This is a genomic window from Phocaeicola plebeius DSM 17135, assembly GCF_000187895.1.
GTDB classification, from domain to species: Bacteria; Bacteroidota; Bacteroidia; order Bacteroidales; family Bacteroidaceae; genus Phocaeicola; species Phocaeicola plebeius.
Genome location: NZ_DS990125.1, coordinates 1 through 24,343 on the forward strand (window position 1 = coordinate 1; position 24,343 = coordinate 24,343).

The 24,343-nt window shown below is 43.8% G+C and carries 19 protein-coding genes and 2 rRNA genes; 14 read left to right on the forward strand and 7 right to left on the reverse strand.

Annotation, left to right across the window (positions count from 1 at the left end; genetic code table 11):
* The 5 genes from BACPLE_RS19615 to BACPLE_RS06395 form a co-directional block, all read left to right on the forward strand.
* Positions 1-796, forward strand: a 23S ribosomal RNA gene (locus BACPLE_RS19615); the annotation flags it as partial.
* Positions 797-902: 106 nt separating this feature from the next.
* Positions 903-1,011 (forward strand): 5S ribosomal RNA (rrf, locus tag BACPLE_RS06375).
* A 490-nt stretch (positions 1,012-1,501) separates the two neighbouring features.
* On the forward strand, positions 1,502-2,341 hold the full coding sequence (locus tag BACPLE_RS06385) for an ABC transporter ATP-binding protein (protein ID WP_007560019.1): 840 nt from the start codon (positions 1,502-1,504) through the stop codon (positions 2,339-2,341).
* Positions 2,342-2,351: 10 nt separating this feature from the next.
* Positions 2,352-3,233, forward strand: a complete 882-nt coding sequence (locus BACPLE_RS06390) for a hypothetical protein (protein WP_007560021.1) — start codon at positions 2,352-2,354, stop codon at positions 3,231-3,233.
* On the forward strand, positions 3,230-3,610 hold the full coding sequence (locus tag BACPLE_RS06395) for a GntR family transcriptional regulator (protein WP_007560023.1): 381 nt from the start codon (positions 3,230-3,232) through the stop codon (positions 3,608-3,610). The genes BACPLE_RS06390 and BACPLE_RS06395 overlap by 4 nt, the downstream gene beginning before the upstream one ends.
* A 90-nt stretch (positions 3,611-3,700) precedes the next feature.
* On the opposite strand, the gene BACPLE_RS06400 is transcribed toward BACPLE_RS06395, so the two are convergent.
* Together BACPLE_RS06400 and gltX are read right to left on the reverse strand one after the other, a co-directional pair.
* Positions 3,701-4,921 carry a 3-deoxy-D-manno-octulosonic acid transferase gene (locus BACPLE_RS06400; RefSeq protein WP_007560025.1) on the reverse strand — a complete coding sequence of 407 codons (1,221 nt, stop codon included), beginning with the start codon at positions 4,919-4,921 and terminating at the stop codon, positions 3,701-3,703.
* Positions 4,922-4,929: 8 nt separating this feature from the next.
* Positions 4,930-6,447: a glutamate--tRNA ligase gene (gene gltX, locus BACPLE_RS06405; protein ID WP_007560028.1), complete on the reverse strand. Its 1,518-nt coding sequence runs from the start codon at positions 6,445-6,447 to the stop codon at positions 4,930-4,932.
* 85 nt (positions 6,448-6,532) lie between these two features.
* On the opposite strand from gltX, the gene BACPLE_RS06410 reads away from it, so the two are divergent.
* The gene (locus tag BACPLE_RS06410) at positions 6,533-8,590 is read left to right on the forward strand and encodes an HD family phosphohydrolase (protein WP_007560030.1); all 2,058 of its coding nucleotides are present in this window, start codon (positions 6,533-6,535) and stop codon (positions 8,588-8,590) included.
* A gap of 58 nt (positions 8,591-8,648) precedes the next feature.
* Here BACPLE_RS06410 and BACPLE_RS06415 read toward each other — a convergent pair whose 3' ends face one another.
* The 5 genes from BACPLE_RS06415 to BACPLE_RS06435 form a co-directional block, all read right to left on the reverse strand.
* On the reverse strand, positions 8,649-11,516 hold the full coding sequence (locus tag BACPLE_RS06415; protein WP_007560033.1) for an exo-beta-1,4-galactosidase: 2,868 nt from the start codon (positions 11,514-11,516) through the stop codon (positions 8,649-8,651).
* A 97-nt stretch (positions 11,517-11,613) separates the two neighbouring features.
* Positions 11,614-13,071: an MFS transporter gene (locus BACPLE_RS06420; protein ID WP_040312540.1), complete on the reverse strand. Its 1,458-nt coding sequence runs from the start codon at positions 13,069-13,071 to the stop codon at positions 11,614-11,616.
* Between the two features lie 219 nt (positions 13,072-13,290).
* On the reverse strand, positions 13,291-14,211 hold the full coding sequence (kduI, locus tag BACPLE_RS06425) for a 5-dehydro-4-deoxy-D-glucuronate isomerase (protein WP_007560036.1): 921 nt from the start codon (positions 14,209-14,211) through the stop codon (positions 13,291-13,293).
* 24 nt (positions 14,212-14,235) lie between these two features.
* The gene (locus tag BACPLE_RS06430) at positions 14,236-15,627 is read right to left on the reverse strand and encodes a PTS galactitol transporter subunit IIC (RefSeq protein ID WP_007560038.1); all 1,392 of its coding nucleotides are present in this window, start codon (positions 15,625-15,627) and stop codon (positions 14,236-14,238) included.
* 454 nt (positions 15,628-16,081) lie between these two features.
* Positions 16,082-16,492, reverse strand: coding sequence for a P-loop NTPase family protein (locus BACPLE_RS06435; RefSeq protein WP_007560041.1), 411 nt, complete (start codon positions 16,490-16,492; stop codon positions 16,082-16,084).
* 125 nt (positions 16,493-16,617) lie between these two features.
* Here BACPLE_RS06435 and topA point away from each other — a divergent pair, with 125 nt between their 5' ends.
* The 8 genes from topA (at position 16,618) to BACPLE_RS06475 (ending at position 24,298) form a co-directional block, all read left to right on the forward strand.
* Positions 16,618-18,951: a type I DNA topoisomerase gene (topA, locus tag BACPLE_RS06440; protein ID WP_007560043.1), complete on the forward strand. Its 2,334-nt coding sequence runs from the start codon at positions 16,618-16,620 to the stop codon at positions 18,949-18,951.
* Positions 18,948-19,472 carry a shikimate kinase gene (locus BACPLE_RS06445; protein WP_007560045.1) on the forward strand — a complete coding sequence of 175 codons (525 nt, stop codon included), beginning with the start codon at positions 18,948-18,950 and terminating at the stop codon, positions 19,470-19,472. The genes topA and BACPLE_RS06445 overlap by 4 nt, the downstream gene beginning before the upstream one ends.
* Before the next feature lie 31 nt (positions 19,473-19,503).
* Positions 19,504-21,396 carry a biosynthetic arginine decarboxylase gene (gene speA / locus BACPLE_RS06450; RefSeq protein ID WP_007560048.1) on the forward strand — a complete coding sequence of 631 codons (1,893 nt, stop codon included), beginning with the start codon at positions 19,504-19,506 and terminating at the stop codon, positions 21,394-21,396.
* Positions 21,397-21,413: 17 nt separating this feature from the next.
* The gene (argB, locus tag BACPLE_RS06455; RefSeq protein WP_007560049.1) at positions 21,414-22,187 is read left to right on the forward strand and encodes an acetylglutamate kinase; all 774 of its coding nucleotides are present in this window, start codon (positions 21,414-21,416) and stop codon (positions 22,185-22,187) included.
* 65 nt (positions 22,188-22,252) lie between these two features.
* Complete coding sequence (locus BACPLE_RS06460) at positions 22,253-22,762, forward strand: RNA polymerase sigma factor (RefSeq protein ID WP_007560051.1); 510 nt, start codon at positions 22,253-22,255, stop codon at positions 22,760-22,762.
* On the forward strand, positions 22,752-23,231 hold the full coding sequence (locus tag BACPLE_RS06465) for a hypothetical protein (RefSeq protein WP_007560053.1): 480 nt from the start codon (positions 22,752-22,754) through the stop codon (positions 23,229-23,231). The genes BACPLE_RS06460 and BACPLE_RS06465 overlap by 11 nt, the downstream gene beginning before the upstream one ends.
* A gap of 189 nt (positions 23,232-23,420) precedes the next feature.
* Positions 23,421-23,699, forward strand: a complete 279-nt coding sequence (locus BACPLE_RS06470) for a LysO family transporter (RefSeq protein WP_007560055.1) — start codon at positions 23,421-23,423, stop codon at positions 23,697-23,699.
* Entirely contained in the window at positions 23,696-24,298 is a 603-nt protein-coding gene (locus BACPLE_RS06475; protein WP_007560056.1) for a LysO family transporter, read from the forward strand. The genes BACPLE_RS06470 and BACPLE_RS06475 overlap by 4 nt, the downstream gene beginning before the upstream one ends.
* Positions 24,299-24,343: the final 45 nt, after the last annotated feature.

Consider the following 24,343-nt stretch of genomic DNA (forward strand, 5'->3'; position numbering starts at 1 on the left):
TCAGATAGCTTAGCATTGAATTTGGGCACGCGATGTGTAGGATAGGTCGGAGGCTTTGAAGCAGGCACGCCAGTGTTTGTGGAGCCGCTGTTGAAATACGACCCTTCGTTTGTTTGAGTTCTAACTTCGGGTTGAAGGACATTGCTTGGTGGGTAGTTTGACTGGGGTGGTCGCCTCCAAAAGCGTAACGGAGGCTTCTAAAGGTGCCCTCAGGACGATCGGTAACCGTCCGCAGAGTGTAATGGCAGAAGGGCGCTTGACTGGGAGACAGACAAGTCGAGCAGGTAGGAAACTAGAGCATAGTGATCCGGTGTTTCCGTATGGAAGGGACATCGCTCAAAGGATAAAAGGTACTCCGGGGATAACAGGCTGATCCCTCCCAAGAGCTCATATCGACGGAGTGGTTTGGCACCTCGATGTCGGCTCGTCACATCCTGGGGCTGGAGAAGGTCCCAAGGGTTGGGCTGTTCGCCCATTAAAGTGGCACGCGAGCTGGGTTCAGAACGTCGTGAGACAGTTCGGTCTCTATCTATCGTGGGCGTATGAAATTTGCGTGGCTCTGACACTAGTACGAGAGGACCGTGTTGGACCGACCTCTGGTTTACCGGTTGTGCCGCCAGGCGCATCGCCGGGTATCTAAGTCGGGATCGGATAAGCGCTGAAAGCATCTAAGTGCGAAGCCGGCCACAAGATTAGATTTCTCAGGGTCGTTGAAGACGACAACGTTGATAGGATGCAGGTGTAAAGCTGGAGACAGCAAAGCCGAGCATTACTAATTGCCCGTCAGCTTTCCTTATCCGCGCGGAGCGGATGGAAAATTCATCGGAAGGATGATATATACGTTTAGCATGAAAGAAGTGCTGAAATTGCTTGCTTGTGAGTCATGAATACATAAATGATATTCAGGTGACTATTGCACGAAGGTTCCACCTCTTCCCATTCCGAACAGAGAAGTTAAGCTTCGTCACGCCGATGGTACTGCGCAAGTGGGAGAGTAGGTAGTCGCCGTCTTAACAGAGACCCTGAGGTAGAGATACTTCAGGGTTTTTTTGTGTCCGTACTGTCCGTGCGTCTGTGCCTGCGTCCGTTTCCGCTCCTTCCGCGGCAGGCCGCTTCCGTTTTTTGCTGACGGTTTCTTTCTTTCCTTGCTTTTTCCCCTTGCTATCCTTTGCTTCTTTACCGCTCACCCGGACGGCTTTCAGAAATGCGGTAGGAGACATTTTCTCCGAAAAGGAGAGTCATTCTTCATCGGAAGCTCCGGATACGCTCAGAACGGGCGGAAATGTCTCTGGAAAGGAACTTGTTTCGGGGAACATGAATCTGAACCATCGGGCTGATAACTTCTATTCCTGTAATTCTAAGAATTAAAACTATTGGAGATAATTCATTTTATCTGTTAAAAGTTTTGTTGATGCTTGCAGATTAAAGAAAAAGAATTACATTTGCAGTGTACTAATAAGCTAATACACTAATATAATTTATTTACAACATGAACACGTCTATGATAAAAATCGAAGGGGTAACCTTCAGTTATGGAAAGAAAGCTTCCGTTTTTCAAGATTTCTCATTGAAAATGGAGGCTGGAAAGGTAATTGGTCTCTTGGGAAAAAATGGAACCGGAAAATCTACTTTACTTTATTTGATGAGTGGTTTGTTACGTCCACAAAGTGGTTTTGTATGGATGAAAGGGGTAGATGTCCAAAAGCGTCTACCGGTAACCTTGGAGGATATGTATTTGGTTCCAGAAGAATTTACTTTACCTAATTTGAGTCTGAAACAGTTTGTGAAAGTGAATGCACCGTTTTATCCCCGTTTCAGCCAGGAGTTGTTGCGGACATGTCTGGCCGATTTTGATTTGAATGAGGACATTCATTTGGGAGAGTTGTCCATGGGGCAGAAGAAAAAGGCTTATATGTGTTTTGCGCTGGCAGCCAATACCTCCTTGCTTCTGATGGATGAACCTACCAACGGATTGGACATTCCTTCTAAAAGTCAATTCCGGAAAGTAATAGCTTCAGGAATGACGGAAGAGAAATCGGTAGTGGTATCTACTCATCAGGTACGGGATATTGACCGTTTGCTGGACCAGGTGGTAGTGATTAATGGGAATGAGGTGTTGCTGAACCGTTCGGTAGTAGATATTACCGATAAACTGTTGTTTGCGGAGCAGGGCATGAATGAACCGACGGATGACGCGCTTTTTGTACAGCCATCCGTGCATGGAAACAGTGTGATATGGCCTAACCTTTCGGGTGAAGAAAGTCCGTTGAATCTGGAGTTGCTGTTCAATGCCCTGCTGACGAAACGTGAGAAAATACAAGCTATTTTTAACGATAAATAAATGACACGACATGATGGAGACAACTTTTAGTATGACACGCGTACAGCATATCATGCGACGCGATTTGATAGAGAACTGGAAAAGTAACCTTTATGGTTTGCTGGGTATTTTTGCAGCCTGCTTTTTCCCGATGTTGGGCTTTTTATGGTCGGCAGAACGCTGGACGGAAGAAGGTTATCCTGAAGTCTATTCTTTTGAGCGATTTTGCGGCAATATGTTGGGGATAATTGGTATGGTGGTTAGTGTGGCAATGATATATTATGCTTCCCGCATCATGAGATGCATGGATAATAAGGAAAAACGTATTTCTTATTTATTACTTCCGGCTACGAAATTAGAGAAGTTCTTCTCTCGTGCCTTGTTTGTGACAATAGGCACTGTATTGATGATTCTGGTTGCCTTGCTGGCTTTGGAACTTACCCATTATCTGTTGTTGCCTGTGTTTGATTTACCGGCTGTGTATAGCCAGCCGATGTTAGTGGAAGTATTCTCCCTGAGATGGGCTCATGCTTCGGTAGATGCAACAGGAGAACCGGTCTATTCCTGGTGGCTGATGCAGCTACTTGTATGGATATTCTGCTTATGGAATCATTCACTTTTCATTTTGGGAGGAAGCTTTTGGTACAAACATCCTTTCCTGAAAACAATAGGGGCTTGTTTGGTTGTAACTATTTTAGGAGGAATCTTATTTGCGAATCTGGCAGAAGGAGGTTTTTTAACTCGCTTTTCAGATTGGATGCAGGAACACTATCAAGACACTCCACAAACTGTAAATGGATTGTTAACCATTATTTCAGTTGTCTTTCTTCTGTTTACTGTGTTCAACTGGTGGCTGTCTTATCGGTTGTTTACTCGTTCAGAAGTTGTTAAACGAAAACTGTGGCGCCTATGACTTTTAAAGAGAATAAACCGATTTATTTGCAGATAGCCGACCGTATCATGGATGAGATTCTTCAGGAAGTGTATGAAGAAGAAGGACGTATCCTGTCGGTACGAGAATATGCAGGAATAGTGGAGGTAAATGCGAATACGGTAGTTCGTACGTATGATTATCTGCAGACTCAGGGTATTATTTACAATAAGCGGGGTTTGGGATATTTTGTGTCAACTGGAGCTGCTCAGAAGATTATTGAACTTCGGAAGGCTGCTTTCCTCCAGCAAGTATTACCCGATGTATTCAAGGAAATGTATCTGCTGCATATTCCGATGGAAACTTTATCTGAACTATTTGAGCACTATAAAAAAGAACGGATGAAGTCTCAGGGATAAACAATAGAAGATAATAATGAAAAACGGAGCTGAAGTAAGAGGGATAGATTCTCTTTGCTTCAGCTCCGTTTTATTGTATGATTCTGCGACTTATAAAGTCACTGTATGCATAATCTTTTCCAAGGCACCGGCATTGTCTCGTACATAGTTTCCGGCTTTTTTCCCAGCCTTGTCCAAGGCTTCATAGTTATTCAGGAAGTTGTCCATAATCTTTTTGAAGTCCTCCGCTCCTTGTATTTCAAAGCCACCCTTGCATTGAAGCAAGCCCTGAGCTTCACGGAACCGTTTGTTGTTCGGACCGAAAATGACCGGCATACCATATACAGCAGCTTCCAGTACATTGTGGATACCTACGCCGAATCCACCTCCGATATAGGCAATTTCTCCATAGCGATAAATGGAAGATAACAAACCGAAACAGTCAATCAGCAGGCAATCGGCTTCTTTCACCTTTTCTTCCGTAGCCTGCGTGTAACGCACTACGGTACGGTTCAGCTTGCCGATGATTTCCTTCAAATGGCTTTCATCAATCACGTGTGGCGCAATGATCAGCTTTACTTCCGGATGCGCATTGAGATAAGGAATGAAAATATCCTCGTCCGGTCCCCAGGAACTGCCGGCTACAAAAGCAGTATGGTTTCCTTTGAATTTCTCTACCAATGGAAGTTCTTTAGTCTGACGGCAGATTTCCAATACCCGGTCAAAACGTGTATCACCTACTACAGTGGTGTTAGTAATACCGATGGTGCGAAGTAATTGTACAGACGCTTCATCCTGCACGAACAGATGAGTAAATGTGTTCAGCACCTTTCGGTAACTTTTACCATACCAGCGGAAGAAAATCTGTTCTTTCCGGAAAATGGAAGAAACACTGTAAACCGGAATATTTCGTCGTTGAAGCTCGTTCAAATAGTTCTGCCAGAATTCATACTTGATGAAGAAGGCCATATAAGGCTGGGCCAGATCCAGAAAACGCTTTACGTTGCCCGGCGTGTCCAGCGGAAGATAGCAGACAATGTCTGCTCCTTTATAGTTCTTCCGTACTTCGTATCCGGAAGGCGAGAAGAAAGTCTGGAGAATCTTGTACTGCGGATAGGTTTTCCGAATTTCTTCTATCAGCGGGCGTCCTTGTTCAAATTCCCCTAAAGAAGCTGCGTGAAACCACAGGTATTTTTCTCCGCGGATAATCTGTTTTTCCAGAATGTCAAAAGATTCCTTTTCTCCTTTGACCATCAGGGTCACTTTCTTATTAAAAAGTGCAGCCAGTCTGACTGCACTTGTATAAAGAGCGATGATAAGATTATAAATCATGTCTTAGCTTATTTGAGAACCTCTACTGCACGGCGCATACGAGCCACTGTTTCTTCTTTTCCTAATACAGCCGAGATGTCAAACATGTGAGGACCTTTGCCTTCTCCTACCAGTGTCAGTCGGAAAGCATTCATGATGTTACCCAAGTGGTAGCCTTTATCTTCAATCCATTTCATGACTACTTCTTCCTGGTGAGCCAGTGAGAAATCGTCCAATGATTCCAGCAGTGCAGCCAGTTCGGTCATGCGTTCAGCTGAATCTTCTTTCCAGCGTTTTTTCACTGTCTTTTCATCATATTCTGTTGGAGCAACGAAGAAGAACTTGCAGGTATCCCACAATTCCTTGATAAAGCTTACACGGCCTTTCATCAGTCCGACTACGGTAACCACCTTATCCATCGGAGCTTCGATGCCATGTTCCTTCAGAATCGGCATAAACAACTGTGCGATTTCTTCGTCACTCTTCATCAGGATATATTCATGGTTGAACCATTTTCCCTTTTCATAGTCGAATTTAGCACCAGCTTTGCTGCAACGATGCAGGTCGAACAATTTGATGAGTTCATCCATTGACATGATTTCCTGGTCATTACCCGGATTCCATCCTAGCAAAGCCAGGAAGTTGATAACTGCTTCCGGTAGATAGCCTGATTCACGGTATCCGGAAGAAACTTCTCCTGTTTTCGGGTCATGCCATTCCAATGGGAATACAGGGAATCCCAAACGGTCACCGTCGCGCTTGCTCAGTTTACCGTTTCCGTCCGGTTTCAACAGCAATGGCAGGTGAGCGAATTCCGGCATCGTATCTTCCCAGCCGAAAGCACGGTACAGCAATACGTGTAGCGGAGCTGAAGGCAGCCATTCTTCTCCACGAATTACATGTGATACTTCCATCAGGTGGTCGTCAACGATGTTAGCCAAATGGTAAGTAGGCAGCTCATCAGCTGATTTATATAACACTTTATCATCGAGGATAGAAGAGTTGATAACTACCTCTCCACGAATCAGGTCGTGTACATGTACGTCTTCGTTCGGCTCAATCTTGAAACGAACTACATATTGTTTGCCTTCTGCAATCAGTTTGTCCACTTCTTCTTTCGGTAGAGTCAAAGAGTTGCGCATGGAAGTACGTGTAGAAGCGTCATACTGGAAATTCGGAATTTCCTGACGTTTAGCTTCCAGTTCTTCCGGTGTATCAAAAGCGATGTAAGCCTTTCCGTTATCGAGCAACACCTGTACATATTTCTTGTAAATGTCACGGCGCTCCGACTGGCGGTACGGACCATAGTTTCCTCCAAAGCTGACACCTTCGTCAAACTGGATGCCTAACCATTTGAATGACTCGATAATGTATTCCTCAGCACCCGGAACGAAACGGTGTGAGTCAGTATCTTCAATACGGAAAATCAGTTCCCCGCCATGCTGACGAGCAAACAGATAATTGTACAAAGCGGTACGTACGCCGCCGATATGCAATGCACCTGTGGGACTTGGTGCAAAACGGACTCTTACTTTTCTTTCTGACATTGTGGTTTTTATCTAAAAATACGCCGCAAAATTAATCTAATTTTCCCGTTTTTTTCTTATTTTGCACGCAAAATATCTTTTTAACATGAAAAGTTTACAAACTGAGAAACAGTTTTCTTATAAAGGACTGTTATATAAACTGGCCATTTTCGTGGTAACAGTGTGTGTAATTGTGTATTTCTTGCCACGGGAGGGACGTTTTAATTATCAATTTGACATTAATAAACCTTGGAAGTACGGACTGCTTCAAGCTTCGTTCGATTTCCCGATTTACAAAGATGATGCCGAAGTGCAGCGGGAGCAAGACAGTATCATGCGTTTGTATAGTCCGTATTATCAAATGGATAAGACGGTAGCCGACCGAATGATTCAGCAGTTCAAGAAGGCGTATACTGATAGTCTGCACCGTATTATCCCTGCTCCAGCATATCAGCATCATATTGAGCGGTTACTGAAAGTAGTGTATGAGAAAGGAGTCTTTGCACCCAATGATTGGGAAAAGTTGCGTAAAGATAGTGTATGTTCCATCCAGTTGGTAGACAAAAATACGGCAAACCAGGTGGAGGTAAACAGTCTTTATAGCTTTAAAACGGCATACGAAACATTGATTTATTCAGATACAGTACATTATCAGCGCTTGTTATTGCAACGGTGTAATCTGAATGAATACATTGCACCTAACCTTTCGTATGATGCTTCCAAGTCAGAGGCTGCAAAGCAGGATTTGCTTTCTGATCTTTCTTGGGCGAATGGATTTGTGATGAACGGACAGAAAATCATTGACCGTGGAGAGATTATCGACAGTCATACGTATAATATTCTGAAATCATTGGAGAAAGAGTGGAACAAACGTAGTGAGACAGTGGCAGAGAAGCGTCTTACCTTGCTGGGGCAAACGCTTTTTGTAGCTTTGCTGATAGGCTGTTTCATGATTTATCTGGAATTGTTCCGAAATGACTATTATGAAAAGCGTCGGACGCTGGCACTACTTTTTGTCATTATTGTAGCTTTTCCGGTACTATCTTCTGTCATGGTGGAACATGCATTTATGAGTGTTTACATTGTGCCGTTTGCTATGATACCTTTGATTATTCGTATCTTTCTGGATTCACGAACGGCGTTTGTAGCTCATATCATAACGATTCTGCTTTGTTCGATTTGTCTACGCACACCGCACGAATTTATATTGTTGCAAACAGCCGCTGGTATGGCCGGTATCTATAGTCTGCGGGAACTTTCCCAACGTTCGCAATTGCTGCGTAGTGCGTTAGTTGTAGCTTGTGCATATGCACTGATGTATCTTGCACTTGATTTGATACATGTCAGTGATGTGGCACAATTGAGTACGCATATGTATGTCAATTTTATCATTAACGGTCTGTTGTTGCTGTTTACTTATCCTTTGCTGTTTATCCTGGAAAAGATGTTCGGATTTACCTCTAATGTTACATTGGTAGAGTTATCCAATATCAATAATAAATTGATGCGTGAGATGTCGGAAGTAGCACCTGGCACGTTCCAGCATTCTCTTCAGTTAGCCAATCTGACAGCAGCTGCTGCTAACCGTATTGGAGCCAATAGCCAGCTGGTACGTACGGGAGCTATGTATCACGACATCGGGAAGATGCTGAATCCGGCTTTCTTTACCGAAAATCAGTCGGGTGTGAATCCTCATGACCAGTTGAGCTACAAGCAGAGCGCACAGATTGTAATCAGTCACGTGACCGATGGCATGAGACTGGCCGACAAGCACGATCTTCCACAGGTAATAAAAGATTTTATCTGTACTCATCACGGAAAAGGTTTGACTAAGTATTTCTATATTTCATATCAGAACGAACATCCCGGAGAAGAAGTAGACAAGGAAGCCTTCCGTTATCCAGGGCCCAATCCTTTTACAAAGGAACAGGCCATTCTGATGATGGCAGACTCGGTAGAAGCAGCTTCACGAAGTCTGGCTGAGTACACAGAAGAAAGCATCTCTGCTTTGGTGGAAAAGATTATCGACAGTCAGGTACAGGACGGGTACTTCAAGGAATGTCCGATTACGTTTAAGGACATTGCTACCGTGAAAGCCGTGTTTAAGGAAAAACTGAAAACGATGTATCATACTCGCATCAGTTATCCGGAATTGAAGAAATAGGCAGTTAGGAAATAAGAAAAGCCACAGAGTAAAATATTCTGTGGCTTTTCTGTATCTCTTATTTTATTTTAGGTTTTAATTCGTCTGGAGAGTCTTTCGTGTACAACATCGGTGAACCTGCGACCTTTGTAAATAACTCTTGAACCTGCTGAATTTCCACTCTTTGTTCAGGATGGAAATTATCCGAATTCATGTAATCAAGTATTGATTTCTTTAATTGCCGGGCTACTATTCGTTTTTCCGGTGCACTATCCAAATCCAATGTGGTCATAATCAGTTTGCCATTTAATACATTGGCTTCGAATAACACTCCGATTTTGCGACTGATAAACCACGTATCAATACTTTGGATAAGTGGCTGGAAGTCTTTCCCGAAATCAGAAAATTGCATGACTGGTGCACGGTTCAATAATTCCCACCATTGCAGGTTGCTATGATATTCGGTCGGGAACTCCCGGAAAAGAGGATGGTGAGGGTTAAGCAGGATACCGGTCGTATGGGGTGGGCGCATCTTGAACCAGGAAGTGTTCCAGAATACTGGGGTAAAGTACTGTACGACTTCTTTGCCATATGTTACTTTCTTTCCTGCCTTGATAAGCACTTTTCCTCCCTTTTCCAGTATTTCACGTGCTTTGTTGTCTAGTGTGTCTGTCTGATATATGGTTTCATCAGATGCGAAGTCCACGCTTTCAGGATATACCCAGAAATCCCAGTCATTAACTGCGTCTGTTCCTTCCACTTGTACCTCTATATTAAGTTTCATAGCCGATGGAATATCTTTCAACGGAAAATCAACCTGTCCGATATGATTCAGGTTACCGATTGGAATATCCGTCTGACCGATGACACCGTGTGAATAGACTTTTCCGTATGCATCAGTTATGCGGTAGCTTACTTTTGCTGCCTGAAGCGGTTCTGCTCCGAAATGAGCGATCTCTATATTGGCATGAAACGTTTCGTTAGTGGTATATACGAACTTTTCTGTACGCAAGAGCGGGACAGTCGGCGCACAAAACCGGCGCCATTCTTCGGCACTTATATAACCTTTTTCTTCAAAGAAGACATCCAGAATACCTACTAATGCCGTACCTTGTCCGGAATAGTCATTCAGAGCCAGCAACTGGAATCCTGCATAGTCTGGGGTACGCAGGGTACGCTCGATTTCATGTTTATAGCATAGTGCCTGTAATTTTCCTGAAGCCATCATGAAATCTTGCCCTTTGCCTTCCATGCCGTGCGTGTGCAGAAGGTGTTGGAATATTTCAAAGTTGCCTGCTTTGTTGACTCCCGTATATTTTTTGATTTCATTGAAATTGGGGAATACACACCATTGTCCGGTTTCGTGTGAAACAAACGGTTGTTTAACCGTGTCAAGATATTCCCGGAAATCAGTCATTGTTTCCGGACGCTTGCTTTTCCAGTTCAATCCTCTTACTCCAGCTTTTACGTGGTACTGACTTTTAGGTTGCCATGCCCATCCTCCACCTACGGAAGCACCGGTATATACCCGGCGTGAATCTTTGGCTTTCCAATAATCCACAAAGCGAGAAACCCATGGAACCCAGTTTCCTGAGGGTTCATTTCCGCAGGCCAGCATGCAGAAAGAGGCGTAGTTCCCGTATCTTTGCGTCATACGGATAGTTTCTTCCAGCAGGTATTGGTCAATGTACTGGCCTTGTCCCAGACGGACGTCATGATTTGGCCAGCTTGGTCCCTCTGGTTGCAGATAAAATCCTACGCGGTCGGCCGCTTTAAAGGCTGCTTCCGGCGGACAATAAGAGTGAAACCGCATGTGATTGAGGCCATATTTCCGACAGATACGGAATACACGCTCCCAGCTTTCTACATCCATTGGAGGATAGCCAGTCAGCGGGAAGTCACAATTCTCTACGGTACCTCGCAGCATGGTTTTTCTTCCATTTACATAAAACCAGCGTCCCTGGATTGTGAATGTACGCATACCAAATTCTACTTCTCGTGTGTCACTCTGATTTGCTTGTGTAAGCGTGGCTGTCAATTTATAGAGTGTCGGATGGAATTCGTCCCATAATTGTACATCTTTTCCCATGGGCAAGACCATCTCAAGGGTATCCTTTAAGTCGTTTTTGGAGAAGGCTTGTGTGATTTCCGGTACATGATGAGGAATGCCACTGTTAAAACTTTCGGCCTTCAAGGAAAGTTTTACAGGACTTTTATGGCCTTGTATGACCATACGTACACGGGCCTGTTGTTTGTCGGGCTCCGGAAATACCTGAATGTCTTTAAAGGATATTTCAGGAAGAACATAGAGATACATGCGACCTACCACACCGTTCCAATTTCCTTGCGTGTGGTCTGTGATGCTATGGGAGTTTTGACCTACTTTGGCACAGTTGTCGTGATTGTCGATGCGTAGAGTAAGTGTTGATGTTCCGGGACGGACGGCTGCAGTAATATCATACTCATGAGGTGTACTCAGGCTGTTTTGCGAACCTATACGCTGGTTGTTTATCCAGACTGTTGTTTCAATATGTGGACGTTCCAGAAACAGCATCACGCGTTTGCCTTTCCAAGACGAAGGTATGTGTATTTCCCGTTTATACCAGGCAGCTCCTACATAACGTCGCTCAGGAGTAAGGAAGAAGGGAAACTTTACATTCCCTGTGCGTCGGAACATTTCCAGTTCCGGGTTATAATAGAAAGAACTGTCGTAAAGTGATCCTGTCCATTGGGTTTGCAATGAAGGGCGTTCTCCTTTCAGTTTTTCCGGCATAGAACCGGGCAGGTTGATTTTGTCGTTAAGAGGATGGGCGTACCATTTCTCGTCAATTCCTTTATTTTCTTTGTCAATCTGAAAAGACCATTCTCCAGCCAAATCAATGACATTCTGTGCATGAAGCAATTGGGTGATAAGCAGGAGATAAAAAACAAAAATGTGTTTTCTCATAAATACCAGTAACTATAAAAAAATTATCGAGGCAAATGTAAGGTTTGGTACTTACATATCCCTCGATAATTCTTCAAATAGCTGGAATATTGTGTATTTATACCTTAATCAATTTATATTTAGGCACAAGGGCTTTCATTACACACCATGCTATGAGGTAGGCTACGGCACAGATACAGAAAATGATGAAGTATCCGGCTTCTTTTCCTTCAAAGCCTAAGAATACCATTTGGGTTTCTGCCGCATAGTCAAACAAGATTCCTGAGCACATATTGATGAGGAATGCTCCTACACCGCCTGCCATTCCTCCAATGCCGATGATGGTAGCTACGGCACTCTTTGGGAACATGTCACTTCCTACAGAGTAAATGTTGGCCGACCAGGATTGATGAGCGGCACCTGCGATACCGATAATGATGATGGGGAACCAATAAGAAAAATTTCCCAAAGGTTGTGCAAAAAGTGCGAATAGCGGGAATACGGCAAATATCAGCATAGCCTGCATGCGGGCTGCGTATGGATTCTTTCCTGTTTTGTTGATAATGATAGTAGGCAATTTCCCTCCGTAAATGGAAAGCATGGTAATGGCATACAATACGAATATCAGCAACTGAGCTGTTGCGCTGTCTGAAGAGAATCCATATACGTCGGAGATATAGGCAGGGGTCCAGAAAAGGAAGAACCACCAGACTCCGTCTGTCAGGAATTTTCCAAAGATAATGGCCCAGGTCTGACGGAACTTGAAACATTGCCAGAGGGAGATTTTGGGCTCGTCTTCTGTGTGAACGTCTGCTTCCTCATTCTTTTTATCCTGCTGGATATAGGCAAGCTCGGCAGCATTTACCTGTGGGTTTTCTTGTGGCTTTTTGTACATGAACATCCAGAGTCCCATCCAGATAAATCCCAGTGCACCAATTACGATAAAAGCCATTTCCCATCCGTTACCTACACCAATACTTTTGAAATAGCTGGCAAGTGGGGGAATACTGACAGGGGCTATGAGGGCACCGATGGTAGATCCGGCATTAAAGATAGATGTCGCAAAGGCACGGTCTTTTTTGGGGAAGTATTCAGCGGTGACTTTAATGGCTGCGGGAAAGTTGCCCGATTCACCTACGGCCAGCACGATGCGTGCTGCAATGAAATAGTACACGCTGGTGATGGCAATGGTAGAAGTAAGTGCACCTGAAGCTGCAATCATTTCATTGACATCCTTAAGTCCCAGACTCATTTCTGTAGCCCATCCGCAAAGTGCGTGCAAGCAGGCGCCGAGCGACCAGATGGCAATGGCCCAGAGATATCCCTTTTTACTTCCCAGCCAGTCTACAAATCGTCCGGCAAAAAGGTTGGCAATGGCGTAGACAATTGAAAAGATAGCAGTAATAGTTCCGTAGTGTGTGTCTGTCCAGTGGAACTCCGGTGCAATAAAGTCTTTCCACGTAAGTGACAGAACTTGGCGGTCTAGATAATTGACCGCTGTGGCGAAAAAGAGCATAGAGCAAATAATCCATCGGTAGTTGCTCATTGTTTCGCTCGATGTTTTGGTTGTACTCATATATGATATTAGATTAGTTTGTTTTGGCACAAAGATAATTTTCTTACAAGCGAAAAGCCTGTAAATATTGGCGAAAAACCTGCATTAATTGGTCAGGTGTGTTTACAACCACAATGAAATGACAAATTCCACATACTTGGCAGATTCTTGGTTTAAGAAATTCTGTGTAAGTCTGTGGAATTTGTGTATTAGGATATACCCCCGATAGGGAAGTATGTGTTATTTCATTTCAGTGTATTTAATTTTGTCCATGTCTCCGTAGTCAAGGTTCTCACCTGCCATACCCCAGATGAACATGTAGTTGCTTGTTCCGGCTGCAGCGTGGATAGACCATTCCGGTGACATGATAGCTTGTTCGTTGGCAAGCCATACCAGGCGTTCTTCCTGCGGTTCTCCCATCAGGTGGCAAATCATGTTGCCTTCAGGCACATTGAAATAGAAATAAGCTTCGATACGACGGCTGTGAGTGTGAGCAGGCATGGTGTTCCATACGCTTCCTGGCTTCAGTTCTGTCAGACCCATCTGCAACTGGCAAGGACCTTCCTGCAGTACGTTCTTTACAATCAGCTGGTTGATGACACGGTCGTTACTTTCTTCCATCTTTCCGGCAGCCATTGAGTTAGCTTTCAAAGAACCTTTACGTCCGTCGATGGTAATCCACTGAGTCTTGTATTCCTTGTGCGCAATGGCAGAGTTGATGTAGAACTTAGCCGGTTTGCTGGCATCCTTGCTCTTGAAAGTTACTTTCTGGTTGCCACGTCCTACGTAGAGAGCTTCCTTGAATTTCAACTCATATTCCTTTCCGTCTACAGTTACGATACCGTCGCCACCGATGTTGATGACACCTAATTCACGGTTAAACAAGAAGTAAGGAGCTTTCAGCGGATCGATAGTGTCCAGTGATAATTCTTTATTTACCGGCATTGCACCACCAAAGATGAAACGATCGTACATAGAGTAAGTTACGTTGATCTCATCAGCTACCAACACTTTCTCCATCATAAAGCTGCTGCGCAGTCTCTGTGTGTCGTATGTCTTTACGTCTTGCGGATTGCATGCAGTCTGCATCCGGTAGTTAACCTGAGCATTAGCAGAAAGAGCTGCTACGCCCAGCATCATAGCCATAGCTAATTTTTTCATAAGCGTTTGTTTATTTATTGGTTTTTATTCTTCAATGTGTTTTGCTTCCTTGATAATGCGGCGACGGTTGTAGATAGCCATTGCCAGTGTGAGGATAACCAGTATGCTTGAACCCACAATCTTGAAGTTGTAGACCGCATGGAATATCACCCATGAGAAGATACTGGAGGCAAAGTCAAGTGCACCTCCCTGGAATCCTTCCGGAATCTGTACGGCCGGATCGTTTGTTCTGACAAACACATCCTGCGCAGCTTGTGTAAAGAATGGAGCCAAGTCTGTTACGAAATACAGACCTACAATCAGTGCAACCAAACCAATCAGGAAGGTTTTCAGTACGTTACCTTTTGTAATAGGTAGTACGGCAGGGAACAAGTAGAACATACCGGCCAATGAAGCTAACGGTAAGAACTGGTTGTTGGGTAATACTACTGACAGGAACAAAGCTACGGGAATGAGCAGCAAAGAAACTACCAGTGTAGTCGGGTGACCAATAACCAGTGCCGGGCTCATACCGATGTTGAGGCTTGCGCTGTTTTTAAACTTGCGGGCAATCAGTTCACGGGTTGCATCAGAAATCGGACGCAAACCTTCGATAAATAAAGAAGTGATACGTGGAATAAGCTCCATTACTGCTCCCATTTTGATACCCAGACCCAGGATAGCTGGAATTCCGTCAACCAGCTCCTGACTGTTCTTGCAGGCCAGAGCACCGATACCACAACCTACTACTACTCCAAGGAACAATGGTTCTCCCATGATACCGAACTTTTTTTTCATGCCTTCTGCATCAATGTTCAGTTTATCGAATCCCGGAATCATATCCAAGGCTTTATTGATAACAAGGGCGAAAGGAACGAATCCCTGACAGAAGGGCTGTGGAATAGAGATACCGTCCATTTTATCGTAATATGACTGGAACTGCTTGCAAGTCAGGTCGGCCATAATCAGGGTGATGATGTAACAGATAATTGCAGAGAAGAATCCCCACCAGATATTTTCTGTCGCAAAATAAACTACTGCTCCAATGAAAGCAAAATGCCAGTAGTTCCATAAGTCGATGTTAACAGTTTTGGTCGTTTTAGTCAATAGCATGACAATGTTTACTCCCAAACATACAGGGATGATGAATGCACCGACAGAAGTGTTATAAGCTACCGAAGCTGCAGCAGGCCATCCCATGTCAAAGATACCCAGTTCCAGTCCGTAGATTTCCGTTACCTTTTTCAACGGCTCTCCCAAACTGCTGGTCAAAAGAGCTGTTACAACAGAAAGTCCGACGAATCCGACTCCGACCAGCAAACCGCTTTTCAGTGCCTTGCCGAAGTTAATTCCGATACATACTCCCAGAATGGTAAACAGAATAGGCATCATCACGGCTGCTCCGAGCCCGATGATATAGCTAAATACTTGTTCCATGTCTTTTCTTTTGTCCTTTAAAAATGTGGATTTAGGTTAAAAATAAATGATTTCGACCCAAAAGTACAGCCTTTTATTCTAATTTCCAATTGAAAATCCGTTATTTTCGAAACTTTGCTGATTTAATAACATTTTTTTCGTTTACGCACACGGATAGACTTTCTCTAAGAAACCTTGTTTGATTTGTTTCAATTTGAAGAAGGAGAGATTTCTGACCAGAAAATAAAAAGAATTAAAAATATGATTGAAATGTAAAAGGAGAAAAGTAAGAAACGTAGAAGGAATTTTTTATTCAGCTTGGGGCGTTTTTTGTATTTCTTTGCTCGGAAACGTACGTCTCTCAATGCAAAACCATACGTTTCCGGTGAGGGAAACATTGGGTTTTGCATTGAGAAACATAGTAAAGTAATGAAGGGTTTGCCAATAAACTACGTGGCATATTTAATTTATCCCTTTACTCATTTGCTGTTTCTTGAATAAAAATTTTGCCGTTTTTCTTTTCCACTGCAATCTGGCTACCCTCTGGATTCAGGTTGAAGGGAGTAATTTCATCGGTGTGATTATCTACCACCATCAGTGTGCTTTCTTCCGCAAAGCGTTTCACTTGAAATTTGATGGCAGTATTTCCGATGCTTGAATTAAATAGTAGACTGTCATTGATATATACCGAAAGACTGTCTCCGGTAAAGGAGTCAGCTATTTCTACCGTATAAATTCCGGCAAATGCTTTTTCCTTGTCATTACTCTTAGACTGGTTGCGAAAGCCCAGATACAAGAAAAGGCATACGATAAAGAATACCCCGAAGGCCAGTATTCCGTTTCCTATCATGAATTGTTTGTTGCTGTTGATACTTTTATTGTTCATAATTAAGGTAGTTATAAAGTATATTCCCCTGCAAAGTAAGTTATTTTCAGTTTGTTTATCGTGTATGTTATAATTTTTTTTCTACATTTGTCACGGAATTATATAAAAACGGAATACAGAATATCATGCAAAATAACCTGGTCATAGTGGAGTCTCCGGCAAAAGCTAAGACGATTGAAAAGTTTTTGGGGGAGGGTTATAAAGTATTGTCAAGTTATGGTCATATCCGTGACTTGAAGCAAAAAGCGTTCAGTATTGATATAAAAGATCATTTCAATCCGATTTATGAAATACCGGAAGATAAGAAAAAACTGGTGGCAGAGTTAAAAGAAGAAGCTGCCAAGGCCGACATGGTGTGGCTCGCATCCGATGAGGACCGTGAAGGAGAAGCTATTTCCTGGCACTTGTTTGAGGTATTAAATCTGGATCCTGAAAAGACACGACGGATTGTATTCCATGAAATTACGAAGACGGCTATATTGAAGGCTATAGAGCATCCGCGTCATATCAACATTGATTTGGTCAATGCCCAGCAGGCTCGTCGTGTACTCGACCGCATCGTGGGATTTGAACTTTCACCGGTGCTTTGGCGTAAAATCAAGCCAGCTCTTTCGGCTGGACGAGTACAGTCGGTTGCCGTACGTCTGATTGTAGAGCGCGAACGTGAAATCAATGCGTTTACTTGTGAAGCTTCTTATAAAGTAGTTGCTATATTTAAGGACGCAGAAGGGGCGGTGGTTCGTGCTACGCTCGGGAAACGATTCAAAACAAAAGAAGAGGCACAGCGTTTCCTTGAGAAATGCAAGGATGCTACCTTTAAAATAAAAGATATTACTACACGACCGGTTAAAAAGTCGCCGGCACCTCCTTTTACCACTTCCACACTCCAGCAGGAAGCTGCCCGTAAGCTTGGGTATACCGTGGCACAGACCATGATGATTGCGCAGCGTCTGTACGAAAGCGGATTGATTACTTACATGCGTACCGACTCGGTAAATCTTTCTGAACTGGCCTTGTCTACAAGCCGGGATACCATTCTTTCTCTGATGGGTGAGCGCTATGTACATACACGTCAGTATGCCACAAAAACCAAAGGAGCTCAGGAAGCGCATGAGGCAATTCGCCCGACATATATGTCAAATGAATCTATTGAAGGAAGTTCACAGGAGGTACGTTTGTATGAATTGATATGGAAACGCACGCTGGCTTCACAGATGGCCGATGCAGAATTGGAAAAGACGACAGCAACCATTTCGGTTAGTGGCTGTGAAGATGAATTCCAGGCTGTGGGCGAAGTAGTCACATTCGATGGCTTTTTGAAGGTCTACAAGGAGTCATTTGATGAGGATGTGGAACAGGAAGATGCCACCGGGCTTCCTAAAATGGAGGTTGGAGAGGTTCTGCAGCGTGAAGAAATTGCTGCTGTACAGCGTTTCAGTCAGGCTCCGGCACGTTATACAGAAGCTAGTCTGGTGCGTAAGCTGGAGGAACTGGGTATTGGCCGTCCGTCTACATACGCTCCTACGATTTCCACTATTCAGCAAAGAGGATATGTAGAGAAAGGTAACAAGGAAGGAGTGAAACGTGAGTATTCATTGTTGAAACTGACGGGAAAAGATATAAAGGAAACTGTACAGACGGAAATGAGCGGAAGTGAGAAATCCAAACTGATTCCTACCGATGTAGGTTGTGTGGTTAACGACTTCCTGATGCAGTATTTCCCGAAAATTATGGACTATAACTTTACGGCCAGCGTAGAAAAGGAATTCGACGAAGTGGCCGAAGGGGAAAAGAAGTGGACTGATTTGATGGAGGTGTTCTATGAGAACTTCCACCCGCTGGTAGAAACTACATTGGCTACGAAGACTGAACATAAAGTAGGTGAGCGTATGCTGGGAACTGATCCGAAGAGCGGTAAGCCCGTATCGGTGAAAATCGGACGTTTTGGACCAGTGGTACAGATTGGCTCTTCTGACGATGAAGAGAAGCCTAAATTTGCTCAGCTGAATAAGGAGCATTCACTGGAGACAATTACACTGGAAGAGGCACTTGATTTGTTTAAGTTACCGCGTGTGTTGGGTGAACTCGATGGAAATGCTGTTTCAGTAGGAGTTGGTCGTTTTGGTCCCTATGTGCGTCATGGTAATGAGTATGTGTCTATTCCGAAGGAGATGGATCCGATGGCTGTAACTTTTGAAGAAGCCGTACAGATGTTGTCCGAGAAGAAAGAAAAAGAAGCACAGAAAATTATCAAGCAGTTCCCTGAGAATCCCGATATGCAGATTCTGAATGGTCGTTACGGACCTTACATTGCTTACCAGAAGAAAAATTATAAGATTCCTGAAAACGTGAATCCGGCAGACTTGAACTTGGATGCTTGCTTCAAGGTGATTGAATTGCAGGCTCAGAAAGCCGAGATGCGCAAGGCGAAAGGAGCAAAGGCGAAGGCAAAGAAATGAAAAGAGTTTTCCTGATTGGCTATATGGGTTCGGGAAAAACCACACTGGGCAAGGCTTACAGTGCGGCTACCGGACTACAGTTTGTCGACCTCGACTGGTACATCGAGGAACGCATGCATAAATCCATTTCCGACTTGTTTGCGGAAAGGGGAGAAGAAGGCTTCCGCTTGCTGGAGCAGAAGATGCTGCACGAGGCGGGAGAATTTGAAAATGTATTGATTGCATGCGGAGGAGGCACTCCTTGCTTTTTCGATAACATGGACTATATGAATCATACAGGCGAAACAGTATTTCTGGATGTATGTCCGGAAGTACTGTTCCGTCGTTTAAAAATAGCAAAGGCCAAGCGTCCGCTGTTGGCGAATAAAACGGACGAAGAGCTAATGCAGGTCATTACTTCTGCGTTGGAAAAAAGACTTCCTTATTATTCTAAGGCCAAATGGCGTTTCAACGCAGAAGAACTTGAAAGTTATGCACAGATTGACAGAGCGGTAAGCCGCTTGAATGAATTGATAAATTAAAGAAGTATAAATCTAGACTTTATGTAGTGAAATGAGAAAATGGCGTATTGAAGACTCTGAAGAGCTCTACAACATCACGGGGTGGGGCGTTTCATACTTTAGTATCAATGACAAAGGTCATGTGGTAGTAACTCCACGAAAAGACGGAGTAGCCGTCGATTTGAAGGAACTGGTAGACGAGTTGCAGTTGAGGGACGTAACTGCTCCTATGCTGGTACGTTTTCCGGATATTCTGGACAACCGGATTGAGAAAATCTCCAATTGCTTTACACAAGCTTCTGAAGAATATGGCTATCAGGCTCAAAACTTCATTATTTACCCGATTAAGGTAAATCAGATGAGACCGGTAGTGGAGGAAATTATCAGTCATGGAAAGAAATTTAATTTAGGACTGGAGGCCGGTTCAAAACCGGAACTTCATGCTGTAATTGCCATTAATACGGATTCAGATTCACTGATTATCTGCAACGGCTATAAGGATGAAAGCTATATTGAACTGGCTTTGCTGGCGCAGAAAATGGGTAAACGTATTTTCCTGGTGGTAGAAAAGTTGAACGAGCTTCGATTGATTGCCAAGATGGCCAAGCAGCTGAATGTACGTCCGAATATTGGTATTCGTATCAAATTAGCTTCTTCCGGTAGCGGAAAGTGGGAAGAAAGTGGAGGGGATGCCAGCAAGTTCGGATTGACTTCCAGTGAGTTGCTCGAGGCTCTTGATTTTCTGGAAAAGAAAGAAATGCAAGATTGCCTGAAGCTGATTCATTTCCACATAGGTAGTCAGGTGACAAAGATACGTCGTATCAAGACTGCATTGCGCGAGGCTTCTCAGTTCTATGTGCAGTTGCATCAGCTAGGCTTCCCGGTAGAATTCGTAGATATAGGTGGAGGACTGGGAGTGGATTACGACGGTACCCGCTCTGCTAATAGTGAAAGTAGCGTGAACTATTCCATCCAGGAATATGTGAACGACTCTATATCCATCATGGTGGATGCCAGCAACAAAAATAATATTCCGCATCCGAATATTATTACAGAAAGTGGCCGTTCACTGACTGCCCATCATTCGGTGTTGATTTTTGAGGTGCTGGAAACGGCTTCACTGCCTTCTATGGACGAAGACTTTGAGGTGAGTGCAGACGATCATGAACTCGTGCAGGAACTTTATCAGATTTGGGATAACCTGAATCAGAGCCGTATGCTGGAAGCATGGCATGATGCCCAGCAGATTCGTGAAGAATCGTTGGACTTGTTCAGCCACGGTATTGTCGATTTGAAGACGCGTGCACAGATTGAACGTATGTACTGGTCGGTTACACGTGAGATTAACCAGATTGCATCGGGCTTGAAACACGCACCGGATGAATTCCGCAATTTGGACAAGCTGTTGGCTGATAAATATTTCTGTAATTTCTCTCTGTTCCAGTCGTTGCCGGATTCCTGGGCGATTGACCAGATTTTCCCCATCATGCCGATTCAGCGTCTGGATGAACGTCCTGACCGTACGGCTACTTTGCAGGATATTACTTGCGACTCGGATGGGAAGATTGCCAACTTCGTGACCAGCCGTAACGTGGCACACGACTTGCCTGTACATACCATCAAGGCAAAGGAATCGTATTATATCGGTGTGTTCCTGGTGGGAGCTTACCAGGAAATTCTGGGAGATATGCACAACTTGTTTGGCGATACCAATGCCGTACATGTTAGTGTGGATGAGAAAGGTTACAGCATTGACCAGGTGATTGATGGAGAAACCGTGGCCGAAGTACTCGACTACGTGCAGTATAACCCGAAGAAACTGGTACGTACCCTGGAAACCTGGGTGACGAAGTCTGTGAAAGAAGGACGTATCTCGCTGGAGGAAGGAAAGGAATTCCTGGCAAATTATCGTTCCGGATTGTATGGATATACTTATCTGGAGTAATTTAAGAAAGCAGAATTATGAAAGAAAAACTGACAGTTATAAAAGTAGGAGGAAAAATCGTAGAGGAACCTGATACATTGAATCAGTTGCTCGATGATTTTTCATCTCTGTCTGGCTATAAGGTGCTGGTGCATGGAGGAGGCCGCTCTGCCACTCGTATTGCTTCACAGTTGGGAATTGAAAGCCAGATGGTAAATGGACGTCGTATTACCGATGCAGAAACCTTGAAGGTGGTAACGATGGTTTACGGCGGACTTGTCAACAAGAATATTGTGGCCGGCTTGCAGGCAAAAGGTGTGAATGCCGTAGGTTTGACAGGAGCAGATATGAATGTAATTCGTTCGGTGAAACGTCCGGTGAAAGACATCGATTACGGTTACGTAGGAGATGTAGAGAAAGTAGACGGAAAGGCCCTGGCTGACCTGATTCATCGTCAGATTGTACCAGTGATGGCACCATTGACGCATGACGGGAATGGAAATCTTCTGAATACGAATGCCGATACCATTGCCGGAGAAACTGCAAAGGCTTTGGCCGAGTATTTTGATGTGACATTGGTGTACTGCTTTGAAAAGAAAGGGGTGCTACGCGATGAAAACGATGACGACAGCGTAATTCCGGTGCTGACTCCCGATTTGTTCAAGCAATATGTGGAGGAAGGAATCGTGCAAGGTGGTATGATTCCTAAACTGGAAAATTCTTTTTCAGCCTTGGATGCCGGAGTATCGCAGGTCGTAATAACCTTAGCATCAGCAATTCACAAAGATTCCGGAACAATTATCAGAAAATAATTCAAAAAAAATTGGCGGGTGGGTGTAACTTTTATGAAACTCACCCGTCATTAGTATAGAGAGCCATGCAAGAGATCAGTTTTCGTGACAATATTCTGCCGCTGAAAGATAAGCTTTTCAGGTTGGCCTTGCGTATTACGTTCAACCGGGCAGAGGCGGAAGATATTGTTCAGGATGCACTGATTAAGGTGTGGAACAAGCGCGACGAGTGGGGAGAGTTGGAATCCATAGAAGCCTATTGTCTGACAGTAGTTCGGAATTTAGCTATTGACCGAAGTCAGAAAAAAGAGGCCCAGAATCTGACCTTGACACCGGAAACGCAGGAAATGCCGGATGCACAGACTCCCGAAAGCCAGTTTGAACGGAACGAACAGTTCCAGTTGGTACACAGGCTGGTGAATGAACTTCCGGAAAAGCAACGGACCATTGTTCAGCTTAGGGATATTGAAGGTAAGAGTTATAAGGAAATTGCTGATGTGTTGGGGATTACGGAAGAGCAAGTGAAAGTAAATCTTTTCAGAGCCCGACAACGCATCAAATTAAAATACAGTGAGATTAACGATTATGGACTATAAGTACATTGAACAACTTTTGGAACGCTATTGGAACTGTGAAACCTCAGTAGAGGAAGAACAGATTCTTCGGATTTTCTTTCAGCAGAAAGAACTTCCTGCTCATTTGCGCCGCTATCGTTCTTTGTTTACTTACCAGGAAGAAGCTGCCGAGATGAAACTGGGTGATGATTTTGACAAGCGTGTGCTTGCAGAAATTGAACGTCCGGTAGTAAAAGCCAGAAAGCTGACGCTTTATTCACGTTTTATGCCTCTGTTTAAGGCTGCGGCTATGATGTTGCTGCTTTTCACATTAGGAGGAGTAGTGAAACATGCGACAGACGAGGGAAGTTCCTCCGGTATTGTATATGTGCATGATCAGTTTGAGAACCGTCAGGCAAATCCGCAGGTTGCCTATGAAGGTGATTCGGTGAAGACGCTGATTCGGGAAACATCTTCCAAGCCCAGACTGGAAGAAAACAGTAATAGATAGAACATTTTCATTTGCTTTTATATAAATAGTTAGTGCTTATTAAAACTTAAAACAACAACGAGGCTGTGAAGTTTCAATTCTCTCAAAATTAAATTACTAACTAAATAAAAAAGGATTACCGCGTGAGCAGTAGTCCTTTTTTATTTGGAATATTTCGCTATTTTTGCCGCAAAATTCAGATAAGAACACATGTTTACAGTTATTGGAGTTATGCTAGGGGGGATGTTGATAGGATTTCTCCTTCGCCGTCAGGAGTTTTCGTGGATTGGTAAAGTCATTACCTTGTTAATTTGGGCATTGTTGTTTCTGCTGGGAATAGAGGTCGGAGGTAATCGACAGATTGTAGAGGGACTTGCCACTTTGGGGGTAGAGGCTTTTGTGATTACATTAGCTTGTGTGCTGGGCAGCTGTATTCTGGCCTGGGGATTATGGTACTTACTGTATAAAAAGAAAGGAGAAAAGGCATGAAAGGAAGTTTGATTATTATTGGCTTTTTTATTCTGGGCACATTGTGTGGCCTTTTTCATCTGATTCCTTTTGATATAAGTAAAAGTAATATCAGTTTCTATGCTTTATGCGCCCTGATGTTTAGTGTAGGATTGAGTGTGGGACATGATCCGCAGACATTGAAGAATTTTCGTTCGCTAAATCCACGTCTAGTCTTTCTTCCGGTAGCTACTATATTGGGCACTGTTTCTGCCGCAGCTCTGGTAAGCTTAATGCTTCCTCATCGCAGTGCTTCTGATTGTATGGCTGTGGGAGCAGGGTTCGGATATTATTCTCTTTCCAGTATTTTTATTACGCAGTATAAGGGACCGGAGCTGGGTACCATTGCTCTGCTTTCCAACATTATGCGTGAGATTATTACTTTACTTTGCGCTCCTCTGCTGGTGCGTTGGTTTGGTAATCTGGCCCCTATATCGGCTGGAGGGGCTACTACTATGGATACTACATTGCCTATCATTACTCGTTGCTCAGGGCAGCAGTTTGTGGTAGTTTCCATATTCCATGGTTTTGTGACGGATTTCAGTGTACCGTTCCTGGTCACATTCTTTTGTTCTATTTGATGAATCGTCTTTTAGGAATAAAATACGGCCCTCGACGTAAGATGA

What these genes read in the sequence shown, in the direction of transcription:
- BACPLE_RS06420 (WP_040312540.1), bottom strand. Translation starts at nt 13,071, where the DNA reads ATGAGTACAACCAAAACATCGAGCGAAACAATGAGCAACTACCGATGG.
- gltX (WP_007560028.1), bottom strand. Translation starts at nt 6,447, where the DNA reads ATGTCAGAAAGAAAAGTAAGAGTCCGTTTTGCACCAAGTCCCACAGGT.
- BACPLE_RS06435 (WP_007560041.1), bottom strand. Translation starts at nt 16,492, where the DNA reads ATGAACAATAAAAGTATCAACAGCAACAAACAATTCATGATAGGAAAC.
- BACPLE_RS06470 (WP_007560055.1), top strand. Translation starts at nt 23,421, where the DNA reads ATGTTTACAGTTATTGGAGTTATGCTAGGGGGGATGTTGATAGGATTT.
- BACPLE_RS06460 (WP_007560051.1), top strand. Translation starts at nt 22,253, where the DNA reads ATGCAAGAGATCAGTTTTCGTGACAATATTCTGCCGCTGAAAGATAAG.
- BACPLE_RS06400 (WP_007560025.1), bottom strand. Translation starts at nt 4,921, where the DNA reads ATGATTTATAATCTTATCATCGCTCTTTATACAAGTGCAGTCAGACTG.
- topA (WP_007560043.1), top strand. Translation starts at nt 16,618, where the DNA reads ATGCAAAATAACCTGGTCATAGTGGAGTCTCCGGCAAAAGCTAAGACG.
- BACPLE_RS06430 (WP_007560038.1), bottom strand. Translation starts at nt 15,627, where the DNA reads ATGGAACAAGTATTTAGCTATATCATCGGGCTCGGAGCAGCCGTGATG.
- argB (WP_007560049.1), top strand. Translation starts at nt 21,414, where the DNA reads ATGAAAGAAAAACTGACAGTTATAAAAGTAGGAGGAAAAATCGTAGAG.
- BACPLE_RS06475 (WP_007560056.1), top strand. Translation starts at nt 23,696, where the DNA reads ATGAAAGGAAGTTTGATTATTATTGGCTTTTTTATTCTGGGCACATTG.
- BACPLE_RS06415 (WP_007560033.1), bottom strand. Translation starts at nt 11,516, where the DNA reads ATGAGAAAACACATTTTTGTTTTTTATCTCCTGCTTATCACCCAATTG.
- BACPLE_RS06385 (WP_007560019.1), top strand. Translation starts at nt 1,502, where the DNA reads ATGATAAAAATCGAAGGGGTAACCTTCAGTTATGGAAAGAAAGCTTCC.
- BACPLE_RS06445 (WP_007560045.1), top strand. Translation starts at nt 18,948, where the DNA reads ATGAAAAGAGTTTTCCTGATTGGCTATATGGGTTCGGGAAAAACCACA.
- BACPLE_RS06390 (WP_007560021.1), top strand. Translation starts at nt 2,352, where the DNA reads ATGATGGAGACAACTTTTAGTATGACACGCGTACAGCATATCATGCGA.
- BACPLE_RS06410 (WP_007560030.1), top strand. Translation starts at nt 6,533, where the DNA reads ATGAAAAGTTTACAAACTGAGAAACAGTTTTCTTATAAAGGACTGTTA.
- BACPLE_RS06465 (WP_007560053.1), top strand. Translation starts at nt 22,752, where the DNA reads ATGGACTATAAGTACATTGAACAACTTTTGGAACGCTATTGGAACTGT.
- BACPLE_RS06395 (WP_007560023.1), top strand. Translation starts at nt 3,230, where the DNA reads ATGACTTTTAAAGAGAATAAACCGATTTATTTGCAGATAGCCGACCGT.
- speA (WP_007560048.1), top strand. Translation starts at nt 19,504, where the DNA reads ATGAGAAAATGGCGTATTGAAGACTCTGAAGAGCTCTACAACATCACG.
- kduI (WP_007560036.1), bottom strand. Translation starts at nt 14,211, where the DNA reads ATGAAAAAATTAGCTATGGCTATGATGCTGGGCGTAGCAGCTCTTTCT.